General features: G+C 70.9%; 21 protein-coding genes, 1 tRNA gene and 1 pseudogene. 4 read left to right on the forward strand and 19 right to left on the reverse strand.

All coding sequences use genetic code 11. From position 1 onward, the window contains the following. Window positions 1-3: 3 nt before the first annotated feature. The 9 genes from OHU35_RS15035 to OHU35_RS15075 form a co-directional block, all read right to left on the reverse strand. Entirely contained in the window at window positions 4-2,559 is a 2,556-nt protein-coding gene (locus OHU35_RS15035; RefSeq protein ID WP_405505575.1) for a tetratricopeptide repeat protein, read from the reverse strand. 17 nt (window positions 2,560-2,576) lie between these two features. Beyond that, window positions 2,577-3,911 carry a hypothetical protein gene (locus OHU35_RS15040; RefSeq protein WP_405505576.1) on the reverse strand — a complete coding sequence of 445 codons (1,335 nt, stop codon included), beginning with the start codon at window positions 3,909-3,911 and terminating at the stop codon, window positions 2,577-2,579. Between the two features lie 82 nt (window positions 3,912-3,993). Next, the gene (locus OHU35_RS15045; protein ID WP_405505577.1) at window positions 3,994-5,031 is read right to left on the reverse strand and encodes a glutamate ABC transporter substrate-binding protein; all 1,038 of its coding nucleotides are present in this window, start codon (window positions 5,029-5,031) and stop codon (window positions 3,994-3,996) included. A gap of 44 nt (window positions 5,032-5,075) precedes the next feature. Next, window positions 5,076-6,524 carry a hypothetical protein gene (locus OHU35_RS15050; RefSeq protein ID WP_229872904.1) on the reverse strand — a complete coding sequence of 483 codons (1,449 nt, stop codon included), beginning with the start codon at window positions 6,522-6,524 and terminating at the stop codon, window positions 5,076-5,078. 162 nt (window positions 6,525-6,686) lie between these two features. Next, window positions 6,687-7,127 (reverse strand): GNAT family N-acetyltransferase, encoded by a 441-nt coding sequence (locus tag OHU35_RS15055; RefSeq protein WP_189723717.1) that lies wholly within the window; start codon window positions 7,125-7,127, stop codon window positions 6,687-6,689. Between the two features lie 76 nt (window positions 7,128-7,203). Then, window positions 7,204-8,613, reverse strand: a complete 1,410-nt coding sequence (locus tag OHU35_RS15060; RefSeq protein WP_189723718.1) for a Cys-Gln thioester bond-forming surface protein — start codon at window positions 8,611-8,613, stop codon at window positions 7,204-7,206. A gap of 279 nt (window positions 8,614-8,892) precedes the next feature. Continuing rightward, window positions 8,893-9,369, reverse strand: a complete 477-nt coding sequence (locus OHU35_RS15065) for a single-stranded DNA-binding protein (protein WP_189723719.1) — start codon at window positions 9,367-9,369, stop codon at window positions 8,893-8,895. 257 nt (window positions 9,370-9,626) lie between these two features. Continuing rightward, the gene (locus OHU35_RS15070) at window positions 9,627-11,486 is read right to left on the reverse strand and encodes a GTP-binding protein (protein ID WP_405505580.1); all 1,860 of its coding nucleotides are present in this window, start codon (window positions 11,484-11,486) and stop codon (window positions 9,627-9,629) included. A gap of 3 nt (window positions 11,487-11,489) precedes the next feature. Further along, on the reverse strand, window positions 11,490-13,097 hold the full coding sequence (locus OHU35_RS15075) for a dynamin family protein (RefSeq protein ID WP_405505582.1): 1,608 nt from the start codon (window positions 13,095-13,097) through the stop codon (window positions 11,490-11,492). Window positions 13,098-13,417: 320 nt separating this feature from the next. On the opposite strand from OHU35_RS15075, the gene OHU35_RS15080 reads away from it, so the two are divergent. Both OHU35_RS15080 and OHU35_RS15085 read left to right on the forward strand, forming a co-directional pair. Continuing rightward, window positions 13,418-13,490 (forward strand) — tRNA-Arg (locus tag OHU35_RS15080). Window positions 13,491-14,218: 728 nt separating this feature from the next. Further along, the gene (locus OHU35_RS15085; protein WP_405505584.1) at window positions 14,219-14,890 is read left to right on the forward strand and encodes a DUF4232 domain-containing protein; all 672 of its coding nucleotides are present in this window, start codon (window positions 14,219-14,221) and stop codon (window positions 14,888-14,890) included. A gap of 86 nt (window positions 14,891-14,976) precedes the next feature. Here OHU35_RS15085 and OHU35_RS15090 read toward each other — a convergent pair whose 3' ends face one another. Continuing rightward, complete coding sequence (locus OHU35_RS15090; RefSeq protein WP_308400921.1) at window positions 14,977-15,363, reverse strand: AlpA family transcriptional regulator; 387 nt, start codon at window positions 15,361-15,363, stop codon at window positions 14,977-14,979. Further along, window positions 15,360-15,590 (reverse strand): annotated as a pseudogene (locus OHU35_RS15095) (replication initiation protein); the annotation flags it as partial. The gene OHU35_RS15090 and the pseudogene OHU35_RS15095, both read right to left, overlap by 4 nt. Before the next feature lie 263 nt (window positions 15,591-15,853). Here OHU35_RS15095 and OHU35_RS15100 point away from each other — a divergent pair. Continuing rightward, entirely contained in the window at window positions 15,854-16,813 is a 960-nt protein-coding gene (locus OHU35_RS15100; RefSeq protein WP_189723743.1) for a D-2-hydroxyacid dehydrogenase family protein, read from the forward strand. 128 nt (window positions 16,814-16,941) lie between these two features. Here OHU35_RS15100 and OHU35_RS15105 read toward each other — a convergent pair whose 3' ends face one another. The 4 genes from OHU35_RS15105 to OHU35_RS15120 form a co-directional block, all read right to left on the reverse strand. Continuing rightward, window positions 16,942-17,220 (reverse strand): hypothetical protein, encoded by a 279-nt coding sequence (locus OHU35_RS15105; RefSeq protein WP_189723744.1) that lies wholly within the window; start codon window positions 17,218-17,220, stop codon window positions 16,942-16,944. Window positions 17,221-17,366: 146 nt separating this feature from the next. After that, the gene (locus OHU35_RS15110; RefSeq protein ID WP_184592825.1) at window positions 17,367-17,636 is read right to left on the reverse strand and encodes a hypothetical protein; all 270 of its coding nucleotides are present in this window, start codon (window positions 17,634-17,636) and stop codon (window positions 17,367-17,369) included. Between the two features lie 158 nt (window positions 17,637-17,794). After that, on the reverse strand, window positions 17,795-18,073 hold the full coding sequence (locus OHU35_RS15115; RefSeq protein ID WP_189723745.1) for a hypothetical protein: 279 nt from the start codon (window positions 18,071-18,073) through the stop codon (window positions 17,795-17,797). Window positions 18,074-18,148: 75 nt separating this feature from the next. Further along, window positions 18,149-18,427, reverse strand: coding sequence for a hypothetical protein (locus OHU35_RS15120; RefSeq protein ID WP_189723746.1), 279 nt, complete (start codon window positions 18,425-18,427; stop codon window positions 18,149-18,151). Between the two features lie 448 nt (window positions 18,428-18,875). Here OHU35_RS15120 and OHU35_RS15125 point away from each other — a divergent pair, with 448 nt between their 5' ends. Continuing rightward, complete coding sequence (locus OHU35_RS15125; protein WP_189723747.1) at window positions 18,876-19,169, forward strand: chaplin; 294 nt, start codon at window positions 18,876-18,878, stop codon at window positions 19,167-19,169. A gap of 58 nt (window positions 19,170-19,227) precedes the next feature. On the opposite strand, the gene OHU35_RS15130 is transcribed toward OHU35_RS15125, so the two are convergent. The 4 genes from OHU35_RS15130 to OHU35_RS15145 form a co-directional block, all read right to left on the reverse strand. Beyond that, window positions 19,228-20,094: a tyrosinase family protein gene (locus OHU35_RS15130; RefSeq protein ID WP_189723748.1), complete on the reverse strand. Its 867-nt coding sequence runs from the start codon at window positions 20,092-20,094 to the stop codon at window positions 19,228-19,230. After that, the gene (locus OHU35_RS15135; RefSeq protein ID WP_405505588.1) at window positions 20,078-20,605 is read right to left on the reverse strand and encodes a tyrosinase family oxidase copper chaperone; all 528 of its coding nucleotides are present in this window, start codon (window positions 20,603-20,605) and stop codon (window positions 20,078-20,080) included. The genes OHU35_RS15130 and OHU35_RS15135 overlap by 17 nt, the downstream gene beginning before the upstream one ends. Window positions 20,606-20,800: 195 nt before the next feature. Beyond that, on the reverse strand, window positions 20,801-21,397 hold the full coding sequence (locus OHU35_RS15140; RefSeq protein ID WP_405509439.1) for a hypothetical protein: 597 nt from the start codon (window positions 21,395-21,397) through the stop codon (window positions 20,801-20,803). Between the two features lie 200 nt (window positions 21,398-21,597). Continuing rightward, window positions 21,598-22,290 (reverse strand): hypothetical protein, encoded by a 693-nt coding sequence (locus OHU35_RS15145; RefSeq protein WP_189723750.1) that lies wholly within the window; start codon window positions 22,288-22,290, stop codon window positions 21,598-21,600. Window positions 22,291-22,294 lie beyond the last annotated feature (4 nt).

The raw sequence follows: 22,294 nt of genomic DNA on the forward strand, positions 1-22,294 counted from the left end.
CAACTACACCCACGTCCGGGGGCGGTAACGATTGGCACGTTCCACCAGGTCGATCCTCTCCTCGCCGCCCCGCGCCAGCCGGGCCAGCGTGCGGTACGAGCGTTCCAGGCCGAAACGCAGGCCCCGCTCGTCCAGGCCGCTGCCGAGCAGCGTCCGTCCCCCGGCGGCGGGAGGGACGGAACCCTGGCCCCCGGAGAGTACCCAGTCCAGCGCGCTGCCGAGGACTTCGGCCGACAACTGCTCCCGCCGCGCCGGATCCAGACCGTACGCCTCCAGCGCCTCGACCTGCGCCGCGGCGGCCGTGAGATCCTCCAGGAACGGTACGTCGGAGGCGGCCGCCGTGCGCTGCCTCAGCCGCGCCCGTACGGCCGCCACGCGCGCGGCCGTGTAGTGGATGGAGGACTCCGGGACCGACTCCAGCGTCCGTACGGCGCTGCGCCGGTCCCCGGCGGCCAGTTGTACGCGGGCCAGCCCGAAGGCGGCGCTCACATAGCTCGGGTCGGTCGACCACACCAGCCGGTAGTACTCGGCGGCGTTGTCGAGCTGGCCCAGTACCTCCGCGCACAGGCCCAGCGCCAGCTTGGGCGCGATCTCGCCGGGGAAGGCGTCGTAGATCGCGTCGAAGGCGAGCGCGGCACCCTCGTCGTCGCCGGTGACCAGCGCGGTCACGCCCCGGTACCAGACCACCCGCCAGTCGTCGGGCCGCTCGCCCTCCAGCGTGACCAGGGCCTCCAGCGCGGCGGCCGGCTCACCGGTCTCCAGCCAGGCCCGGATCTGCCGCAGCCGCGTCTCGGTCGACGGGGCCGGGGCCGCCGCGAGGGCCCCGAGCAGCTCGGCCGGCGCGGAGGTCATCAGGCCCGCCAGGAAACCGGCGTTGGGGTCGGACGGGTCGACCCGGGGAACGGGCAGGGCGAGGGCGGCGGCGGGGGCGTCGACGGCTCTGACGAGGCCGGCGGGAAGCGGAGCGTGCGGTTGCGCCCCGCCGGCGGGAAGCTGAGCGGCCGCCACGCCGGTAGCGGCGGCGGGCAGCGCGGCAGCGGTCGGGGAACCGCGCCGCGTCCGCACCACCCGCGCCCCCAGCCGGGACACCTCACCGTCCAGCCGTGGGAACAGCTCCGTGTCCGTGACCCGCAGTTCGGGCCCGAACAGGGTGGACAGAGCGGGCCGGGCGCGGCCCGTCTGCAGGGAGACGACCTCCCGCAGGACTCCGGTCAGCTGCTCGGTCATCTCCTGCGCGGAGGCGAACCGGCGGGCCGGATCGGGGTCGGTGGCGCGGACCAGCAGGCGGTAGAACGACTCGTACTGCCGGAAGACCTCGATGTGGTCCGGGTCGGGCAGGGAGTCCGCGTAGACGTTCGTGTAGCCCTGGAAGTCGAAGGTCAGGACGGCGAGCGTGCGGGCGACGGTGAAGAGGTCGCTCGCCACCGACGGACCGGCCTCGGCCACCTCCGGCGCCTGATAGCCCACCGTGCCGTAGATGGCCGACTCCTCGTCGTCCATCCTGCGCACCGCGCCCATGTCGATCAGCTTGAGCTGGTCCTCGGTCTGGATCGCGTTGTCGACCTTGAAGTCGCAGTACAACAGGTTGCGGCTGTGCAGATGACCGAGCGCCTCCAGCGCCTCGATGCCGTACGCGCAGGCCTGCTCCACCGGCAGCGGATCGCGCCTGCCCTGCGCTGTGCGGCGGCCGTTGGCGATCTCCTTCAGCGACTTGCCGCCGACGTACTCCATGACGATGTAGCCGTCGAGGGAGCCCGTGCGCTGGTCCAGGTGCTCCACGAAGTTGTAGATCCGCACGATGTTGGCGTGCTCGATCTCCGCGAGGAAGCGCCGCTCGGAGATCGCCGCGGCCATCGCGTCCTGGTCACCGGTGTCCAGCAGGCCCTTGAGGACCACCCAGCGGTCCGAGACCGCCCGGTCGACGGCGAGGTAGATCCAGCCGAGGCCGCCGTGCGCGAGGCAGCCGACCACCTCGTACTGGCCGTGCACGACGTCCCCGGCCTTGAGCTTCGGCACGAACGAGTACGGGTGGCCGCACTTGGTGCAGAACCCCTCCGTGCGCCCCGGCCGGTCACCGCGCGCCCGGCCCACCTGAGCGCCGCAGTCGGAGCGCGAGCAGAACCGCTTCCGCTCGGGCACCTCGGGGTTGTCCAGGACCATCTCGCGCGGGTCGGGCCGCGGGATCGGCGGCACCTGCACCAGCCCGGCGCCCAGCCTGCCCCGGGACGAGGAACCGGCGCCGGAGCCGGAGCTGCGCACCGACACGGAACGGCTCGTCGACTTGCCCGACAGGGAGCGCGAGAGGCGTCCGGACACCGAGCGGCGGGACTTCGACGACTGGGACGACGTACGGGAACTGCGGCTGCTGGAGCGGGAGCTGCCGCTGGCGCCCGAGCCCCCCTTGCCGCCGGCGGTGATGCCGGTGGGGGGTGAGGCGACCATGCCGTTCGCTGCGACGACCGGGGCGAGGCCGCAGGTGTCGCAGTACAGTTCGCCGCCGCCCACGTCTTCGTAGGTGCCCGTGCAGGTGGGGCGTTGACATGTGCGTGCCTCGGTCATGGACTCCCCCTTGTCGCTCATGCGCCCGGCCCCCTCCGGTCGTCCTCGCGTACGCCCTGGTCCGGCACTCGCGGGCCGCCGAGCAGCTCCGCGGCCGCGTGCTGGTAGCGCAGCACGGCCCCTTCGGCGGCGCGCAGATCGCAGGGGGCGCTCCACAGCATGCGGCGTGCCTTCTCGTACCGCTCCACCAGCAGCGCGTCCTCCGCGAAGCCGTGCCGGGCGACCTTCGCCTTGTACGCGTCGAGCCGGCCGCGCAGCTCGGCTCGCACCGCCAGGGGCGCGGTGACCGCGGTCAACGACTCGCGGGCGCGCAGCAGTTCGTCCTCGGCCTTCTGTTCCAGCGACTCCAGCAGCGGGGACAGCCGGTGCCACTGCCCGTGCCTGCGGTACTCGGCGGCCGCCGCCACCTGCTCCTGCAACACCGTCGGCGGCCCGCTGACGACCGGCACCTCCGTCGCCGCGATCTTCGCGAGGACCTCGCCGCGGGCGGTGCGCGCCTCGGCCAGCGTGCGGTCCGCGCGGCTGAGGATGTCCCGCAGCCTGACGATCCGTTTCTCGGCGTCCTGCCGGACCGTCAAGACCGCGTCGATCTCCCGGCGTACGTCCTCCAGGGCGCGCGCCTCGCGGTCGTACACCGTCGTGTCCGGCCGGCCGCCGCCGGGAGCCGAGCTGCCCTCCGCGCCCAGCCAGAACTCCAGCGGGTCCGAGATCACCTGCTCGCGCAGCTTCGTCAGCGTGCGCGTGATGCGCTCCAGGTCGTCGCCCGCCGGGTGCTCGCCGGGGCGCACGCCCACCGAGTGCGCGAGCCTGCGGGTGCGCTGGAGCTCGGCCGCCAGCAGGTCGATCCGGGCGGGCAGGGCCGACCAGACCGCGTCGGCGGCGACGACCATGTCCAGGCTCGTCGCGTACAGCTCGTTCATCCGGTCGACGAGGGTGGTGAGCGAGTAGCGCTCGCTGAGTTTGTTCGCAGCGCCGTGCAGGGTGGGGGCGTTGGCCGTCGCGGTGGCACTGCCCGCGACGGTGACGGACTCGCCGGTCAGCAGTTCCGTCAGCTCCATCAGGTCCTCGCGGCTGGACCAGCGGCGGCGGGAGCGGATGTCGCGTGCGGTGCGCAAGGCGTCCGTGTACGCGTCGAAGTAGGTCCACAGCAGCGTGATCGACGCCTCCGTGGACGTCCAGCGCTCCTGGGTGACACCGGTGAGCTCGGCGCCCTCCAGGAGTCTGCGGCCCGCGTGGTCCTGCAGGGCGAGGAGCGAGGTCTCGATCGCCTCGTGCTCCGCGCCGAGGCGCGCCAGCGCACGGTCCACCTCGTCCCGGTCCATCACCGGCCCGGTGGATCCCGTGACGCCCATCGATCACCTCTCGCTGCGGTAGTGCCGGTTGGGTTGGCGGTTGGGTTTCGGTCGGGTTGTCGGTTGAGCGTCGGTCGGGTGGTCAGGTGCTGCGGAGGTACTGCGGAGCCGGTGGTTCCGACTTCTTCGCATCCTTGCCCAGTGTCGCCGACAGCCATTTGTCGTACGACGCCTGCCAGCCGTTCGCGGTGTCCTTGCGGTAGTCCACCAGGATCTGGTTGACCCGGCGTACCAGATCGTCGGCGTCCTTCTTCATCGCCACGCCGTAGTACTCGGCAGTGAAGGCGTCGCCCTTGAGCTGGACCGTCGGATCCTGTGCAGCCTGGCTCGCGGCGAGGGCGCCGTCGGTGACCACGGCGTCGACCTCGCCGAGCTGGAGCCTTACCAGGCAGTCGAGTTGGTTCGGGACGGTCGTGGAGATGTCGGTGGTGGCGGGGAGTTTGCCGTCCTTCTGGTCGGCCTCCAGCGTGGAGTACGCCGTCGAGCCGGCCGCCGTGCAGATCCTGCGGTCCGCGAGCGTGTCGTCGTAGCCCTTGACGGGCGAGGACTTCGGGGCCAGGACCTGCTGTCCGGTCTTGAAGTAGGGCGCGGAGAAGGCGACGTCCGCGATGCGCGCGCAGTTGATCGTCATCGTGCGGACGACCATGTCCACGCGGCCGTCCTGGATCGCCGGGATGCGCTGGTCGGTGGGGATCGCCTTGAACTGGACGGCGTCCGGGTCGCCGAGTATGTCCTCGGCGATGCGGTGGACCAGGTCGATGTCGAAGCCCTCGAGCTCCGCGGTCTTGCCGCTGTTGGGGTTGCGGTAGCCCCAGCGGTAGCTGTTCTGGTCGACGCCGACGATCAGCTTGCGCTTCTCGCCCTCGCGGTCCTTGATCGCCTGGATGGTGTCGCCGTCGGCGGAGGAGGGGGACAGCGTCTGCTTCTCGGGGGCCTCGCAGTCCTCTTCGGCCTTCTCGACCGTGGCCTGGGAGGCTTGGGTGACGGCCCGGCCGTCACCGATGCCCGGTCCGGACAGCGGGACGCACAGCGCGAAGACCGCCACCAGGGCGCAGACGACCGCCATCGTGGCCACCCCGCCCCAGCCCTTCAGGCTGGCCCGCAGACGTCGTGCTCGCATGCTCACGCCCCCTTTCACGTCTCCCCTTGTATCCCGTGCCCCGTTCATCGGTACTCCGACAGCCTGCGGCCGATGCCCAGCACCGCGCCCGCGGCGCCCAGCACCGCGAGGACGGCCGCGCCCGCCGACAGGCCCGTCAGGGCGTCCCGGCCGTCGCCGGCGGCGCGCTTGAACTCGGTCTCCTCGTGCGCGAGTGCCGTGCGCAGGTTCTCGTCGACGCTGTCGAAGCACTCGCCGGTCGCGCCCTTGGTTCCGATGACCCTGTCCAGCGCCTGCTGGTAGTTGCCGTTCGCGTCCTGCTCGCGGGCCGCGGTGTGGCGCTTCTTCCACTCCGTCATGTTGCCGACGGCGGCGGTGACGGGCTGTTCGCCCGATGTGTCGTCGGCGAGGCTCGCGGCGTCCGCCAGGTACTTGCCGAGGTCGGCCATGTCCGTGCGGAAGTCGTAGTCGTAGGCGTCGTAGGTCTGCGCGCCGACCTTCTTCGTCTCGGCGCCGCGGGCCACCAGGGTCAGGTTCTCGTTGCCCCGTGCCTTGAGGGAGGCGATGCGGGCGTCGTGCAGCACGTTCAGGGAGCGGACGCCGTGGTCGTAGGAGTCGTTCAGGCCCGCGCGGGCGACGCTGTGGCCGACGACCAGCCAGAGCAGGACCACCGTCGCGGTGGCGGTGGCGGCGACCAGGCCCTGGTTCAACACCCGGTTCGTGCGCCGGTAGTTGCGGTGCTGGGCCCAGGCGAGGGCGGCCAGGGCGGCGACGCCCAGGGCGATGGCCGCCCAGGGGTAGGGCGTGGCGTCCGCGTAGTCCGCGCGCAGGCGCTGGTTCTCCTTCTTGTACAGGTCCTCCGCTGCCGGGAGCATCTGCTGCTGCATCTTCTCGTTGGCGTAGCGGAGGTAGGCGCCGCCGACCGGGAAGCCCTGGCGGTTGTAGGTGCGGGCGCGTTCGACCAGGCCCTTGTACTCCGGGAGGAGCTTGTTGAGCTTGGCGATCGTCGCGGTGGACGGGGAGTCCGGGTCGGCGTTGGCGGCGGCGTTGACGAGTTTGTCGGCGGCCGTGCGGATGTCCTTCTCGTAGCGGTCGCGGGAGGCGGCCGTCTCCTGGCCGCCGGCGAGGAAGCCGCTGGAGGCGGCGGTGTTGGCGTCCGCGAGGGAGCGGTAGATGTCGGCCGCGTCCGAGCTGAGGGGCTGGCTGCTGGTGAGGACGTCGTCGGCGGCGGCCGCGCGGTCGGTCATCTGCCAGGCGGTGACGGCGCCGAAGGCGACGACGAGGAGGGCCAGGAGGGCGCCGATGATGCGCAGGCGGCCGGGCTCGGTGGTGGCGGCGGCGCGGAGTTGGTCGAAGCCCTCCGCGAAGGCGGTGCGGCGGGGCGCCGGGGGTGGGGAGGCGGCCGGGCCGCTGCCGGGAGGCCGGGCCGGTGGTGCCGGCTGCGCCGGAACGGCCGGGAGAATGGGCAGGCTCGGGCCCGGTGGTGGTGGGCTGCTCTTCGGCAGGTGTGTCACTGTGACCTCCCCCATGGTCATCCGTCACCGCAAGTATCGCTGCCGACACTGACATCCGCACCGGCCTTGCCTCGATCTTGATCGGATCGCAGCGTGAACCACCACCCCTGCACAGGAACACGTCAGGGCGATCGGTTCGGTTCCCCGCGCGGATGCGCGCGGCTACTCGACGTAGCGGCGGAACCCTTGCGCCAGGGCTTTGAAGCCGCACGCTTCGTAGAAGCTGTGGACGTACGCGTCGTCCGCCGCCAGCAACTGCACCTTGTAGCAGCCGGCGGACTCCCCCAGCCGCACGGCCGCCTCCATCAGCTGCCGTCCGACGCCACGCCGCTGGAAGCCACCCGCGACCACGACGTTCTCCACGAACAGGATGGCCCGGCCCCCGCGCGTGAGGTTCGGCATGACGACGCAGTCGGCCGTCCCGGCCACGGTGCCGTCGGCATCCGCCACCAGAACGGTCCTCCCCTGCTGCCCGGATATGGCCGCCCAAACGGCATCCGCAGCCGCCCCGGACAACGGCGCGTCGTCCGGGTTCAGTTCCCGGTAGAGGACCAACAGCGCCGCCAGGTCCGCCTCGGCTGCTGATCGCACCGTGATCTTCATGGGCTGAGCCCAGGGCGAGCGCGGCTCACTGAGAACCGGCGTCCCCGTCGAGCTGCCACAGGCCCGTCCCGCCCGGTCAGTCGTTCGTCGGGGTCGCCTTGCGCCGGAGGACGACCAGGGTCGCTCCGCCGATGACGACCAGGGTGAGGGCGATGCCCGCGATGAGCGGGGTGACGCCGGTGGAGCCGGTTTCGGCGAGGTTGGTGTCGGATGCCGTGCCGCCCACCGTGGCCGGGCTCGGTTCGCTGAGGGTCTGCGTGGCCGTGCCCGTCTCGCTGCTCCGGGTCTGGCAGTCCAGCATGCCGGTGAAGCGCTGGGTGAAGCCGCCGGGGCCGTGGATCGTGAAGTCGTACGCCTGGTCCTCCTGGAGCGGGACCGTCACCGTCCTGGTCTCGCCCGCGGCGATGGTGTGCTCAAGTCCGGCCAGTTCGAAGGTGTACGGCTCGTCGCCCTTGTTGGCCGCGATGATGTCCACACCGCCCTTGGCGCAGTTCTTCGCCGCCGACAGTGCCGGTATCGCACCCTGCTTCGCCCAGGTCGCCCCGGCCGTCGCTGACACCGTCGACTCGCTGGAGCCGGCCAGGATCTGCGTCTGACTCCGGCTCTCGGAGGCGAAGGCCCGCCCGACCGGGACGCTGGTCGAGGCCTGCACGGTCAGTTCGGCCGTGCCGGCCGCCGCGTCCTCGGGAACGTCGAAGAACACCTGCCCGCCGTCGGCCGCGGACGTGATGGCCCTGCCCTGCTTGTCGACGATCCGCACCCCGCTCGTGGCGGCGTCTGCGGGCGGCGCCACCGTCACGCCGCTCGCGTTGGTGTGCACCGTGACCGGGCCGAGCCGCTCGCCCGGCCGGCCGGAGACCGCCGGCGGGTCGAGGGTGAGCGAGGCCCTGGGTTCGGGCATGTTCCGGGCGTTCTTCTCCAGGAAGTCCGCGAGCTGTTCGGCCTGCGGGTCGAGGGCGTCGACGGCCACGTCGTCCGAGTAACGCCAGATCGCCACCTGGGTGCCGGACGCCGCGTCCTGCTCGGTCAGCGCACCGCGCACGCCCGCCTTCCGCGCGAGCGCCGCGAGGTCGTTCACCTGCGGGTAGGAGTTCTGCAGGATCCAGCGGATCCGGCCGGCGTCCTTGTTGGCGCCCAGGGACGTGCCGCCCCAGGGCGTCTCGTGGTACTTGGCGTCCCGCTGCGTGGGGTTGTGGAGGTCGACGCAGTACGTCTGCAGCATGCCGCCGCCCTCGACGGACATCTCGAACAGGCCGGCCGACACCTGCTGGTCCCCGGTGCCGCCGTGTATCACCGCGGTGCCGAACGTCTTGAGTCCGGCTATGGTCGCGGTCGCACCGCCCTCACCCTGGGTCGTCTCGTCGGCGGCCGCCTGGCCGGCACCGGCCAGCACGCCCGCGGCGACGAGCCCTGACACCAGCGTCGCGGCGCCGAGACGGGCCGCCCCTCGCCTGCGTACGAACACCGCCGAGAACGAAGCAAACACCAAATTTCCTTTCGAGCAGGACCCGTTGACGTGGGGGGTACGGTCCCACCAGCAGAAATCAGAAGCCTCACAGGCATCGAGAGCCCCGAGAGCCATGTCCGGCATCCTAGGGAGGCGTCGGACCCCGCCCGCCGGTCAGACGGTCGGATGAGTGATCCGACTCGGAATCGTTATCGCCAAGATCCCTTGCGGGCAGGGCTTATCGACAAATCCACCCTTGGTCGTACGGTGCGCACTCGTCGATAAGCCGCAGTCCGGACAGAGCGACAGTGACTGACGTCACGTCAATAGAGCTGGCTCCGGCTGTTGTTGCGCGGATGCGTCCGAAGGCGCCGCTGAATCGTCCGGCGGAGTCTCCCAGTTGGGCTCCGGTGATGTCGGCGAGGCCGCCGTCTCCGGTTTGCCCGCGCGCCGGAAGGCCGAGGTGCCCCAGGCGAGATCGTGGCCGATCGCGACCGCGTCGAGGTCCGCCGAGGTCCAGCTCTGCCCCTCGCGCACATCGGTCCGCACCTTCAGCCTGCCCTGCACGATCACGGGCTCGCCCACCGTCAGCGACGCCGCCGTGTTCGTGGCGAGCTGGCGGTTGGCCCACACCGTGAAGAAGTTGGTGTGCCCGTCCGTCCACGTGTTCTTCTCGCGGTCCCAGTAGCGCGCGGTCACCGCCAGCCGGAACCTCGCCGACGGGCCTGACGCCATCTCCCGGTACACCGGCTGCGTCGCCACCCTGCCGACCGCGCAGACCATGGTCTCGTTCATCGCGAACCCCTCCCTCGCCCGGACTCAGACACCGGGCTGCCCTCGTACGGGCCCGTCCCGTACGGCTGTGTCCGCCAGACTGCCGCGACCGGGCCGAGTCCGCTGAGCGCTGTGGATCACCGTCCGCCTGTGGACAACGCCGCCACCCCCACGGGTGACGCCGAGCCACACACGGACACGGCGAGGGCGACGCCCGACCGGACGCCGCCCTCGCCGTACCCGCGCATGCGGCCCGTCACAGCCGCCACGCCCCGCGGTCATCGCCCAGCCCCCACCACCCTCCCGTACTGCTCCCGTACCTCCAGGTACCGCAGCAGCTCAGCTGCCACCGGATCCAGCACCCGGGCCCTTCCGCACCCGGCCGCCGCCTTCCGTAGTCGGCGTTCCGCCTCCAGGCCGTAGCGGCGGGCCGGGCCGCGGGCCGCCATCCGGCAACTCCACTCGACCAGCGGACCGCCGACGATGCCGATCACCATCAGCAGCACCGGAACGCCCAGGTTCGGCGACATGATCTGGAAGATCTGGCCCAGCAGCCACAGCCCGCCCAGGAACTGAAGGATCGTCATGGAGGCCTGGGACAGCACAGCCACCGGCCACCATCCCGGCCGCGGCGGCCGCCCCGTCGGCACTCCCGCGCGCACGGTCAGCTCGTCCAGCGCCTCGGGCAGCCCCTGGGAGCCGCGGACGGCCGCCTCGCGCACCGCCTGCGCCCAGGGCGCGGGCAGCCCGGCAGAGGCCCGGTCGGCCACCGTACGGACCGCCTGCTCGACCCGCTGCCTGGCGGTGGCCTCCTCGTCGGCCTGCGTGCGCGAGGGCAGCCGGCCCGTGGTGGGCTCGCTGTGGTCCTGGTACCAGCGCCACAGCCGCAGCCAGGGCGTACCGCACGCGCGGTTGGCGTTGCGCAGCCACGCCCGTTCGGCCGCCTCCCCGGCCGCCGTGGCGCCCACGGCGTCGGCGAGCCGGTCCGCGAACTCCTCCCGGGCCTGTTCGCTGAGCCCCGTCCGCCGCCGGGTGGCGTAGACGGGCCACAGCCGCGCCGCCGCGATGTCCACATCGGCCGAGACACGACGGGCCGGCGCCCCGCGCTCCCCTACGAACTGGCCGAGCGCCTCGCGCAGGTCCGCGATGCCGTCCCCGGTGAGCGCGGACACCGGGAGCACGGTCGTACCCGGTTCGCCGTACTCCCCGAGGGCGATGCCGTCCTCGTCCAGGAGTCGCCGCAGATCGTCGAGGACCTGATCGGCGGCCTCCCCGGGCAGCCGGTCGATCTGGTTGAGGACGACGAACATGACCTCCGCGTGGGCCGCCATCGGCCGCAGATAGCGCTCGTGGAGGACGGCGTCGGCGTACTTCTCCGGGTCGACGACCCAGATGACCGCGTCGACGAGCGCCAGGATGCGGTCCACGTGCTCGCGGTGCTGTACGGCCGCCGAGTCGTGGTCGGGCAGGTCGATCAGGACGAGCCCCTGCAGCCGGGACTCCGCGTCCCCGGTCGGCAGCGGCCGGCGGCGCAGCCGGGGCGGGATGCCGAGCCGTTCGATGAGGCTCGCCGCCCCGTCGCTCCAACTGCACGCGATGGGCGCCGCGGTGGTGGGACGGCGCACTCCGGTCTCCGAGATGGCCACGCCGGCGAGCGCGTTGAACAGCTGTGACTTGCCGCTGCCGGTGGCGCCCGCGATGGCGACGACGGTGTGCTGCCCGGAGAGCCTGCGCCGCGCGGACGCCTCGTCGAGCACCCGGCCCGCCTCCGACAGCGTCCTGCTGTCGAGCCGGGTACGGGAGAGCCCCACCAGTTCGCGCAGCGCCTCGAGGCGGGAGCGCAACACCCCGTCGTACACCAGTGGTCTCATCGCGGGCGGGGCGGCGGACCGGCTGTCCACGGCGGCGAACTGGCTTCCGTCCGTCGTCTCGTTGACGCGGCGCGCGATGAGCCCGTCGTCCCAGGCGCCGGTGGAGTCCGTACGGGCGTCCTGCACGCGCGCGTGGGAGCCGTTCTGGGCAGCCTGAGGGTGCTGCGCGGAGGGACTTCCGGCGGAACCGCCGGCGGATCCTGCCTTGTCCCCGTCGCCCGGCTGATCGGCGTGCTCGGTGTGGTCCTGGTCAGTGACGGCGGTCACCGGTCACCTCTCCTTCTGCAGTACGGACAGCGCGGCGATGAGTTCGGCCTGGTGCTCGGGGTGGACGTCGAGCGCGTCGAGCGGGGCGAGCCGGCGCTCGCGTTCGGCGTACAGGACCCGGTCGACGTGCTGGCTGAGCAGCCGACCGGCCCGGTCGCGCAGCCGCAGTGCGCCGTGGGCGCCGATCCGCTCGGCGAGCCCCTCCCCCGCCATCCGGCCCCGGCGGCCGCCCAGCAGCCCGGTGGCGACCAGGGCGGCGACCAGCTCCGGGTCGGGCGCGACGTTCCGCTCGAGCTCGCTCACCTCGTCGTCGGCGTACTCCTCGAGCTCCCGCCGCCACCGCCGTACGGCCAGCCCGATCCGGTGCTCGGCGCTCTCCGCCGCGGAATCGCGCGGCGTGAGCTCCGGGGCGGCCGCCGCCGGTTCGCGCCGCCAGGCGTCGTCGACGCGCTCGTCGGCGGCGGTGACGGCGCACAGCAGCAGCGCGCTGAGGCTCTCCACGAGCGCGTCGAGGAGTTCACCGGCGGTGCAGTCCAGGGGGAAGGCGCGCCACCGCTTGAGCGCGTCCCCGGCGAGCACCGCCCCGCTCTGCAACCGGCCCCGCACGCGCTTGTGCTCGCTGTCGTACGCCCCCTCGACGGCGCTGGTGAGCCGCAGCGCGGCCGAGTACTGCGCGGCGGCGGCGCCGGCCAGCTCGGGCATCCGGGACTTGAGCGAGTCGAGGACGCCGTACGCCGTGCGGGCCAGGACCTGCTGCCGGGCCGCCGGCTCCTGGGCCTGGTGGATCAGCCAGGTGCGCAGCTGGGCGACGGCGGTGAGCGGCAGGAGGCCGCCGCCGAAGGCCGACTCGGGCAGTTCGGGGACGGTGAACCGCGGCACGTGTCCGAGACCGGCCTTGGTGAGCAGGGCTCCGTACTGCCGCGACACCTCGGCGACCACCTGGTGGGGCACCCGGTCGAGCACGGTGACGAGGGTGACGTCGTACTCCTTGGCGGTGCGCAGCATGTGCCAGGGCACGGCGTCGGCGTAGCGGGCGGCCGTGGTGACCATGACCCAGATGTCTGCCGCGCAGATGAGCTCGGCGGCCAGGACGCGGTTGTCGGAGACCAGGGAGTCGATGTCGGGAGCGTCGAGCAGGGCGAGGCCGGGCGGCAGGGTGTCGGCGCTCTCGACGCGCAGCACGCGCGCGGGGTCCTCGCCGGGGAGCAGCAGGTCGTCCGTGTCGTTCTGCTGGGGCGCCCACACGCGCGTGAGGTCGGGCAGCACCCTCATCCCGCCGAACCAGTGATGGTCCTCCGGATGGCAGACCAGCACGGGGGTCCGTGTCGTCGGCCGCAGCACCCCCGCCTCGCTGACCCGCCGCCCTACGAGGGAGTTCACCAGGGTCGATTTACCGGCTCCGGTCGATCCGCCCACGACGGCCAGAAGCGGCGCTTCGGGCTCCCGCAACCGGGGCACCAAGTAGTCGTCGAGCTGCGCGAGCAGTTCGTCGCGGTTGGCACGCGCGCGTGGGGCCCCCGCCAGGGGCAGCGGGAAGCGTGCGGCGGCGACACGGTCGCGCAGGGCGGAGAGTGCGTCGAGCAGCTGAGGCCTTACGTCCAAGGTCACCACATGTGAAGAATGCCCAATTTTAGGGGAATTCTGAAGCATATGAGCATGTCTGCGCGCCGACAGGACACAAGGGATGGAAGGGGCGACTGGGACACAGGCACACTCCAGGCATAACGAGTGCACAACACCCGATGCCTCTGACGCCAAAAGCGGTGCACGATTCGTACCTGCCTGCGATTATCAGGACCGCTTCACCGAACCTCCACATCGAGCCACGGAGGCGAAGCAACAGGGACAAGGACGCGGGAGCCCTATCCTTGTCCCCGGCAACGTCACGGATCAGCCCACACCAGGGCACCACGACAGAGGCCACCACACCGGCCCCCGTAGCTCAGTGGATAGAGCAGGCGCCTTCTAAGCGCTTGGCCGCAGGTTCGAGTCCTGCCGGGGGCGCAAGTCTCCGCCCTCCCGTTCGGGAGGGCTTTTTGCTGGTCAGAGTGGTGACGCTGGACACAGCGAGGCCCCGGAAACCCTCTTGATGATCAAGGGCGGAATCCGGGGCTGTCCGGCTGTCACCGAGGATGCGGTGGTTGCGCTTGCGGGACCAGGCCGCCGCTTGCCTGCCGTCGAGGCGCGTGTCGATGGCACGCAGGACCTGATCGACCTTCTCCGGGTCCTCCCAGGCCGAGACGGGCAGGGAGTTCCGCTCCACCCATCGGAGGATGGCCACCACGTCTCGGGGTGCGTCGGGGCGTCGGTTCGTGTTGAAGGCCCACTCACGTAGAGCAGTGCGCACGGCGGGAGGTGCGAACTGGGTGGGCTTGGCCCGCAACAGCGCGATGGTGGTCGCGGTCAGGGGCTTGGCGATGTCCTTGCGGCTGTTGCCGCCCAGCTGGCTGCGTTCACTTCAAGCGGCAGCGTTTGTCTGTCGGTTCGGACAGCAGTTGTGGACCTTGAGGTCCGTGGATGTTCACGAGAAATGGCAGCACCGGCTCAGAGGGTTGCTGAGCTGGTTGATGCGGAGCCCGGGCCAGGCAAGTGACCGTGCGGTGACGCCTTGGCGAACCGTGAGGTCAATACCCCTGTGACAGAACGAAGACGTCACGGAGGACCGCCTGTAACTCGGTGCGAGATACAAATACTTTTGACCGCATGCACCGCGCTAATCCTGGGGGAACACCGTGAAGTACACCCGCATCGCTACTCTCGCCGCCATCGGCGTCGCCGCCACCCTCTCGCTCACCGCCTGTGGCAGCGACGGCTCCGGGAAGGACTCGCCCTCCAAGCACTCCTCGTCCTCGTCTTCTTTGTCCTCGGGCGGTGGCTCGAAGTCGGAGGGTGACTCGGGCTCTGGCGACTCGGAGGCCAGCGACGCGAAGTCGGGCTCCGGTGAGGACACCGAGGCCACCGCCAACACCGCGAGCGGTGCGACGAAGACCGGCGGCAAGGTCACGTTCTGCAAGACGGAGGACCTGGCCATCGACGCCAGGGACGCCGCGCCCGACGAGAACTCCGGCAGGATCGACATCACCATGATCAACCGGGGTTCTACCACCTGCTCGGCGACAGGCTTCGCGGGCGTCGACATCAAGGACGCCGACAACACCTCGAGCCCCATCGAGCGCGGCCACGCCCAGCCGCGTATCACCACCCTGAAGCCGGGCGACGCCGCTGTCTTCAACCTCGCCTACGACATCGACAACACCGGCGACAGCCTCGCGCACCCGACCAACATTCAGGTGACGCCCCCGAACGAGACCCACACCGTGAGCCTGAAGTGGCCCGCGGCCGCAGGGGAGATCAAGGGCGCCTACACCGACGTTCAGGTCTACCCCACGCACACGACCAAGTAGGGGCGATGCGCGAACCGACGGCAGCGGGGCTGCTCGACAGCGTGCTGCCCTGGCAAGAACCGCAGTGCTGTCAAAACTCGTGAACATCACCCAACCGGGGGCCGGGGTGCCTCCCAAACCCGTGAACAGCCGCTGCCGCTACCCGCGAACAAAGCACCCGCTGTCGATGACGAACGCCTCGCTCTTGCAGTGGCCCGGATGAGTTCGGAGCGGAACCCCTCGGCGAGGGCGACGGTGTCGAAGGGCTCACGCCAGCGCTTCGTACGTCGTCTCCATCGGGCGGCGTCCTCGCGGTCGTCGAGCCAGTGGTCGAGGTCGCTCCGCCGGATTCTGAGGTCGTCGTCCGGGAGCTTGATGCAACGCGGTGCGCGACGCTTGGCCCGCCAGTCGTAGAAGGTCGAGCGCGAGACGGCCAGTTCCTCGCAGACCTCCGCGAGGGTGAGCATGGTGCGTGACCGGGTGGCCGTGGTCATTCCCCACTCCCTTCGGTCAGGAGGGCGTCGCGGGCGGTCTCGCGGTTGGTCTGGAGGTCGCGGGCGATGGTCGCGGCGAGGGCGGCTTCGCCCGGCGTGTGGCCGTGGCCGGCGTACTGCCAGTCCGTCAGTACGAGGACGGTGTCCGGCTCGCGGTCGTCGAGGCCGAGGACGGGCGCCTCCTGGGCGGCTCGGTATTCGGCGCGTTCCTGACGCAGCGCGCCGAGAAATGGCGTCCTTTGGAGGTCGTAGCGCATGAGTACGTGGTTCCACGCCTCGACCCAGGGCGGGTCGGCTCGCCTCGTCGGCACGCAGGCACCACTGGACGTTGGTCAGGCACAGCCCCTGAGGATGCGGACGGCCGAAAGACAGGGTGTGAGCGGGTGCATGACGGAGGTAGTGGACAGCATCGGGTCCGACGGGGCGACAGGAGGACAGTCGTCCCACATAGAGTCGGTCTCCCGAACATGGGCCGTGGAAAGGAAGCGACGTGCGGCTGCGCTGTGCTGTGCTGGACGACTTTCAGAAGGTGGCGACCGAGGTCGTCGACTGGTCGGCGATCGCGGGTGAGGTGGAGGTCGTTTCGTTCGACACCCATCTGGACGGCGAGGACGCCCTGGCCGCCGCGCTGGCCGAGTTCGACATCGTGGTGACCCTGCGCGAGCGCGTGTCGTTCCCCGGGTCGCTGATCGCGCGCCTGCCCCGGCTGAAGCTGATCGTCGCCTCCGGGATGCGCAACTCGGTCATCGACTACGCGGCCGCCGAGGAGCACGGCGTCACCGTGTGCGGTACGGCCAGTTCCTCCACCCCGCCCGTGGAGCTGACCTGGGCGCTGCTGCTCGGTCTCGCCCGTGGTCTCGTCGAGGAGAGCAACGCCCTGCGCTCCGGCGGCCCCTGGCAGTCCACCGTCGGCGCCGACCTGCACGGCCGCCGCCTCGGGCTCCTCGGTCTCGGGAAGATCGGCAGCCGTGTGGCCCGGGTCGGCCTGGCCTTCGGTATGCACGTCAGCGCGTGGAGTCAGAACCTCACCGAGGAGCGCGCCGACGAGGTCGGCGTCGAACTCGCCCCCTCCCGGGAGGACCTCCTCGCGAGCAGCGACTTCGTCTCGGTCCACCTCGCGCTGAGCGACCGCACCCGCGGACTGCTCGGGCCCGCCGAACTCGCGCTCCTCAAGCCGACGGCGTATCTGGTCAACACCTCGCGCGCGGCGATCGTCGACCAGGAGGCCCTCCTCGCCGCCCTGCACGAGGGCCGGATCGCCGGCGCCGGTATCGACGTCTTCGACATCGAGCCCCTGCCCGCCGACCACCCGATGCGCACCGCCCCCCGCCTCCTCGCCACCCCGCACCTGGGCTACGTCTCCGACGCCAACTACACGACGTACTACGGCCAGGCGGTGGAAGACATCCGCGCGTTCCTCGCGGGCGCGCCCGTACGGCGGCTGCCCTGAGGCCCGTGCGACATACGGACACGACAATGGCCGGGACCCGGTATTCGGGTCCCGGCCATACTCCGCTGCGCGGGTGGACTCACGCGAGGGGCGCCGCCGTGGACAAGGCGCCTCGGACTCGGCGGGAGTCAGGCCCTCTTGCCGGGGACGACGGTGCTGCTGACGCAGGAGACCTGGCTGTGCGCCGTCGGGCAGTCCTGCGACGAGTTGTTGGTGACGGTGACCTTGCCACCCTTGTCGGTGGTGTACGTGTACTGGCTCAGTTCCACGCAGCGAACCTGACCGTTGCCGTCGTCGACACACTTGCCGGGGTCACCGAGGGCGGAGGCCTGGGCGGCACCGACACCGATCAGAGCGAAGCTCCCCAGAATTCCCGCTACCGCCGCGATCTTCTTCGAATTGAGCATTTACCTTTTCCTTTGCGGTCGACTGCCTGCCGCTGGACGAGGAGTCGTTCCGGACGCATAAACCGGCTGAGAAGCCAAGAGGCAGGCCCCGCGGCTCGGACACCTGGTTCGAGCCCCGGGGCCTGCCCGCATCACCTGGTGGGTGATTACTTGCCCAGGGAGAAGGTCTGCGAGCAGGTCACAGACTCGCGCTCGCTGTTGTCCTGGTTGGCGAGACCCAGGATGGCGAGGTTGACGTTGATGTCGTCGATGTTGATGAGACCCTCACGCGAGTCGTTCTGCTCGCACGACTGGGCCTGCTTGTTGTCGAGCTTGAACTGCTCGTCGCCGTCCGCAGCGTGACCAACGCCAGCGCCGAGGAAGCTGACGCTGCCGAGCATGGCCACGACGACCGCGGCCTTCTGGTACTTGCGCATTACTTCTCCGATTTCTCGAGTTGACACAGACCGTAATGGACTGGTCACCGACAGTTGCCAACTTTAGGCGGCGTGTGCGCCTCTCGACGGGCGAAACGCCCAATCACGTAATTTTCTGGATAAAACCTGTTGTACGACCGCGCCGACCGACGGAGTCGTCAGCCCCTCCCGGAGGGGGCCGTGACACTGTCGACGCAGCTGACCTGGCCGTGAGAGGACGGGCAGGTCTGCGTCGAGTCGTTGACGACGGTGACGTTGCCGACCTTGTCCGTGACGACCTGGTACTCGGTCATCTGCACACAGCGGATGTTGCCCTTGCTGTCCTGGACGCACGTGCCGGGACCACCCTGCGCGGAGGCCTGGACGGCACCGACGCCGATCAGGGCGAAGCTCCCCAGGATCCCCGCTGCCGCCGCGATCTTCTTCGAGTTGAACATCTACCTTTTTCCTTTAGCCAGGCGGCAGGCCCCGGGGCTCGGTTCGAGCCCCGGGGCCTGCCTGGATCAATTTGATCAGTGGCCGCCGCGCAGCGAGAAGGCCTGCGAGCAGTTCAGCGACTCGCGCTCACTGTTGTCCTGGTTGGCCAGGCCGAGCAGGGCGGCGACATTGACGTTGACGTCGTCGATGTTGACCAGACCCTGAGTGCTGTCGTTCTGCTCGCAGGACTGGGCCTGCTCGTTGTCGAGCTTGAACTTCCCGTCCCCGCCCGCAGCGTGACCAACGCCGGCGCCGAGGAAGCTGACGCTGCCGAGCATGGCCACGACGACCGCAGCCTTCTGGTACTTGCGCATTACTTCTCCGATTTCTCGAATCGACACAGACCGTTATGGTCCGGTCACTGACAGTCGCTAAGATAAGCGTCGTTTGCGACTTTTGCCACACGAAACGCCTCGTGGCGTGGCTTTCTTGTGAAAGTGCACGTCGCAGCGCTGCGGCGGTTCCACCAGGTAGGCCATCCGAGGCCGCCACGCCGAACCAACTCCCGTTCGGGCAGCCGCCGCCCACGACGATCGGGACCTGCCCCGCTGCACGCGCGGAGACGACAGTCCCGGCCAGTAGACAGGTCGGGGGGCGGGGATACGCAGACGGCCGCCCACAGCACCCATTTGGCGGAGCCCCTGTTCAAGATGGGTGATCCGGAGAAGATTTCTCGTGACCGGTCGGGGGCCACGGCGTTGAACGGGCAGTGCGGCAGCGCGTACTGCTGCCGCACTTACCTAGTCAGTAAGGGAGAACGTGATGTCTCGCATCGCGAAGGTTGGCGCTGTTGCTCTCGGCACGAGCGCCGTGGTGCTCAGTGGGGCCGGTCTCGCCGCGGCGGACGCCGGCGCCAAGGGCGCGGCCATCGGCTCGCCCGGCGTCCTGTCCGGCAACGTGGTTCAGGTGCCGGTCCACGTTCCGGTCAACGTGTGCGGCAACACCGTGAACATTCTCGGCGCCCTCAACCCGGCCGTCGGCAACGAGTGCAAGAACAACGACGGCCACAAGAAGGACAGCAAGAAGCACGGCAAGAAGCACGGTCACCGCCACTGACCTCCGCTTGACCCGAGAGCCCCGGCCCCCCGAATGCCGGGGCTCTCCCCATGTCCCCTCACGCGTAGCGGTAGATCCGGCCGACGTCCTCCAGCTCCTGCGGCGTCACGTCCCACGGCGGCAGGCTCTGGCGCCGTGCCACGATCCGGCCGTGCTGCCGGTCGCCCCGGCCCGGCGGCGTGGCCGGGAGGTAGCGGGCACCACGGTGCCGGCGTTGCCAGCGATACCACTGCAGGTCGATGAAGGCGTGGTGCAGCCAGAACACGGGGTCGTTGACGGAGGCGCCGCCGAGCATGTCCCCGCCGACCCAGCCGTGCACCCGGTTGTGGTTGCGCCAGGACGTGTTGTCCCGGCCGGTGCCCCAGCCCTCCAGCTTGTTGCGGAAGCCCCGCGTGACCGTCGAGTCCCAGGGCGCCACGTCGTAGACGGGGTCCCTCAGCGCCCAGGCCAGCTCGCTCTTGGTGGGCAGGTCCATCGGTCTGCGGGGGCGTCCGAGCTCCCGGGTGAGGAAGTCCCTGTCGGTCACGTTCACCTTGATGGTCCAGTTGCCGTGCCGGTAGGCGAACGGACCGGTCATCACCTGGTGGTCGGAACGGCGCCCGTCGCCCCCGAGGAGACGCTCCGTCCAGGGCGCGGAGGTGGTCGTACGGTCACGCGTCCAGTCCCAGTACGGCACCGTCACCGAGGAGTCCACCCGGCGCAGCGCGCGCTCCAGGTCGAGCAGGAACCGGCGGTGCCAGGGCAGGAAGGAGGGCGCCATGTGCGCGGCGCGCAGCCCGTGCTCGCCGTCCGCGGAGAAGTACTCGACGTGCGTCCGGACGAACTCGTCGTACTCGCCCCGCCGTTTGACCTCCAGCAGCGCCTTGACGAACCGGCGCTGCTCGGCCCGGGTGAGCGTGGCGGCGTCCTTACGTACGTACGCCACGCCGGTCCTCCGTGTGCACGTGCCCCGCGCTTCCCGGTCCCGGAGCCGGCGCGCGCAGCCGCTGACCGGTACCGAGTGCGTCGACGGCGGCGCGGGCGGCCTCGAGCGGTGTCCGGTAGGAGCAGTAGTGGTCGATCATGCTCAGCCAGGTGCCGTCGGCCCGGCGCATCAGATGCAGCGGGCGGCCGTCCACGGTGACGTGCCACCGGCCCTGCCCGGCCGGGCCGTGCGACGGGGTCCACGCCACGCCGATGCGTCGGCCGCGGTAGGTCTCGGCGAAGGCGGTGTCCTTCCGAACGCCTTCGGGGCCGAGGCGTCGCGGCCAGAAGGCCAAGGCCGAGGCCAGGGCCGAGGCCACCGGGGCCGCCAGGCCCGCGGCGAGGGCGCAGACACGCAGACCGCGGGTCACCTCCCGCCGTGTCACCTCCCGCCGTGTGCTGCCCGCCGGCAGGGGGCCCGCCGGGGCCGGCGCCCCGTCCCCCGCCGGTCCTCCGCCGATGCTGACGGCCATGGCTCACTCCTCGTCCGGTTCCGGTGTCGTAGCCGTAACCGCCGGACGTCCCGCGCGGTCACCGCCGCGCGGCCAGACAAGTGATCACCGATGTCCGTCCCGGCGGGGAGGGGCCCGCGTCAGTGGCCGGACACAGCGGAGGGCCGGTCCTCGGACTTTCCGAGGACCGGCCCTCCGCAGGGCGTGGTTCCAGCCCTAGAACCACAGGTTGCCGTGCAACGGCTTGGCGTCGTTGACCGCGGACGCGGCGTTCTTCGCCGTGTGGACCAGCGACTCCTTGCCTTCGGCGGTCACGTCCAGGGGGACCTTGGTGCTCACGCCGCCGGTGAGGTCGGTGGACGCAAGGTCGCGAGAGTTCTGAGCGGCCGGAGCGGGCTCGGGGGCGGGGGCCGGCTGAGCGGCCGGAGCGGGCTGCGGAGCAGGCGGAGCGACCGGAGCACTCTGCACAGCCGGGGCAGGCTGGGGAGCCGGAGCAGGCTGAGCGACCGGAGCGGGCTGCGGAGCGGGCTGCGGAGCGGCCTGGGCAACCGGAGCACTCTGCACAGCCGGAGCGCTCTGCGCGACGGGAGCGCTCTGCGCCGGAGCGGACTGGGCAACCGGGGCGGCCTGGGCGACCGGGGCGGCCTGGGCAGCCGGAGCACTCTGGGCCACCGGAGCGCTCTGCACATCCGGAACGCTCTGAGCGGCGGGGGCGCTCGGGGCGACCATGGCGTCCTGGGCGAACGCCGGGCTGGCGGAACCAGCGGCGATCAAGGACCCGGCAAAGACGGCGGCAGCCTTCAGAGACTTCATCGTGTTCCTTTCTTCGGCAACGCACGTCGCCGGAGTGGTTTCTGTCGCCGTGCCTAACGAGCCCTGGCCTGGGCGGAAACCGGAACTGCCGAAGATTGCCAATACCTCATACGAGATCTATTAAAAGACCGGGCCTCCGGCTGAAAAGGAACAACAGTCGTGGCGCCGCTCCCTGAGGCCGGCACCACGACTGGACGGGCTCAAGGGGCCGGCGGCAGCAGCGGCGTCAGCACCGAGATCCGGGGCGAGAAGAAGGAGTCGGGCTCCGCCGCCGAGGTCGACGTCGTGCTGGACGTCACCGTCGGAACGGCGTCCTCGTCCTGGAGCGCGGGGTCGCCCGAGGTCAGTTCGGCGAGGAGTTCGTCCGCCCCGCCCAACAGGTCGTCGACCAGGGGAAGGAGGCCTCCGGCACCACCGGTGATCCCTTGCAGGAGGCCGTCGACAGCCCCCAGCACGAGGTCCAGAAGGTCGGTCACGGGGTCGGCGGCGCGCTCCTCGGGCACCAGGGCGGGAGCGGGCAGGACGGGAGCCGGCAGCACGACCGGCGCCGGGGTCAGGGGCGCCACGGGGGCCGGGGTCTGCACATCCTCGGCGGCCGCCTCGGCCAGGGCGGCCTTCGCGGCGTCACCCAGCTTCGTCGCCTCGGCCGCGGACAGTCGGCCGTTGTCCCGGAGTACGGCGTTCAGCAGGTCGGCGACGGGGGTGAGCGTGCCCCAGTTGATTTTCCCGATCTGCACGAGGCGCACATCAGCGCCGGGAAGCCGGGCATCGGAGGCCACATGGCCGTGCCCGCGGGCCGAGTCGGCCGCCATGGCGACGGGGCCGGTGATCCCGACCAGAAGGGCGGCGCACAGTGCGCTGGACGCGATGCGCCGTGCGGGCAGAGCACGCATGGAG

The organism is Streptomyces purpurascens (assembly GCF_045040895.1).
GTDB classification, from domain to species: domain Bacteria; phylum Actinomycetota; class Actinomycetes; order Streptomycetales; family Streptomycetaceae; genus Streptomyces; species Streptomyces purpurascens.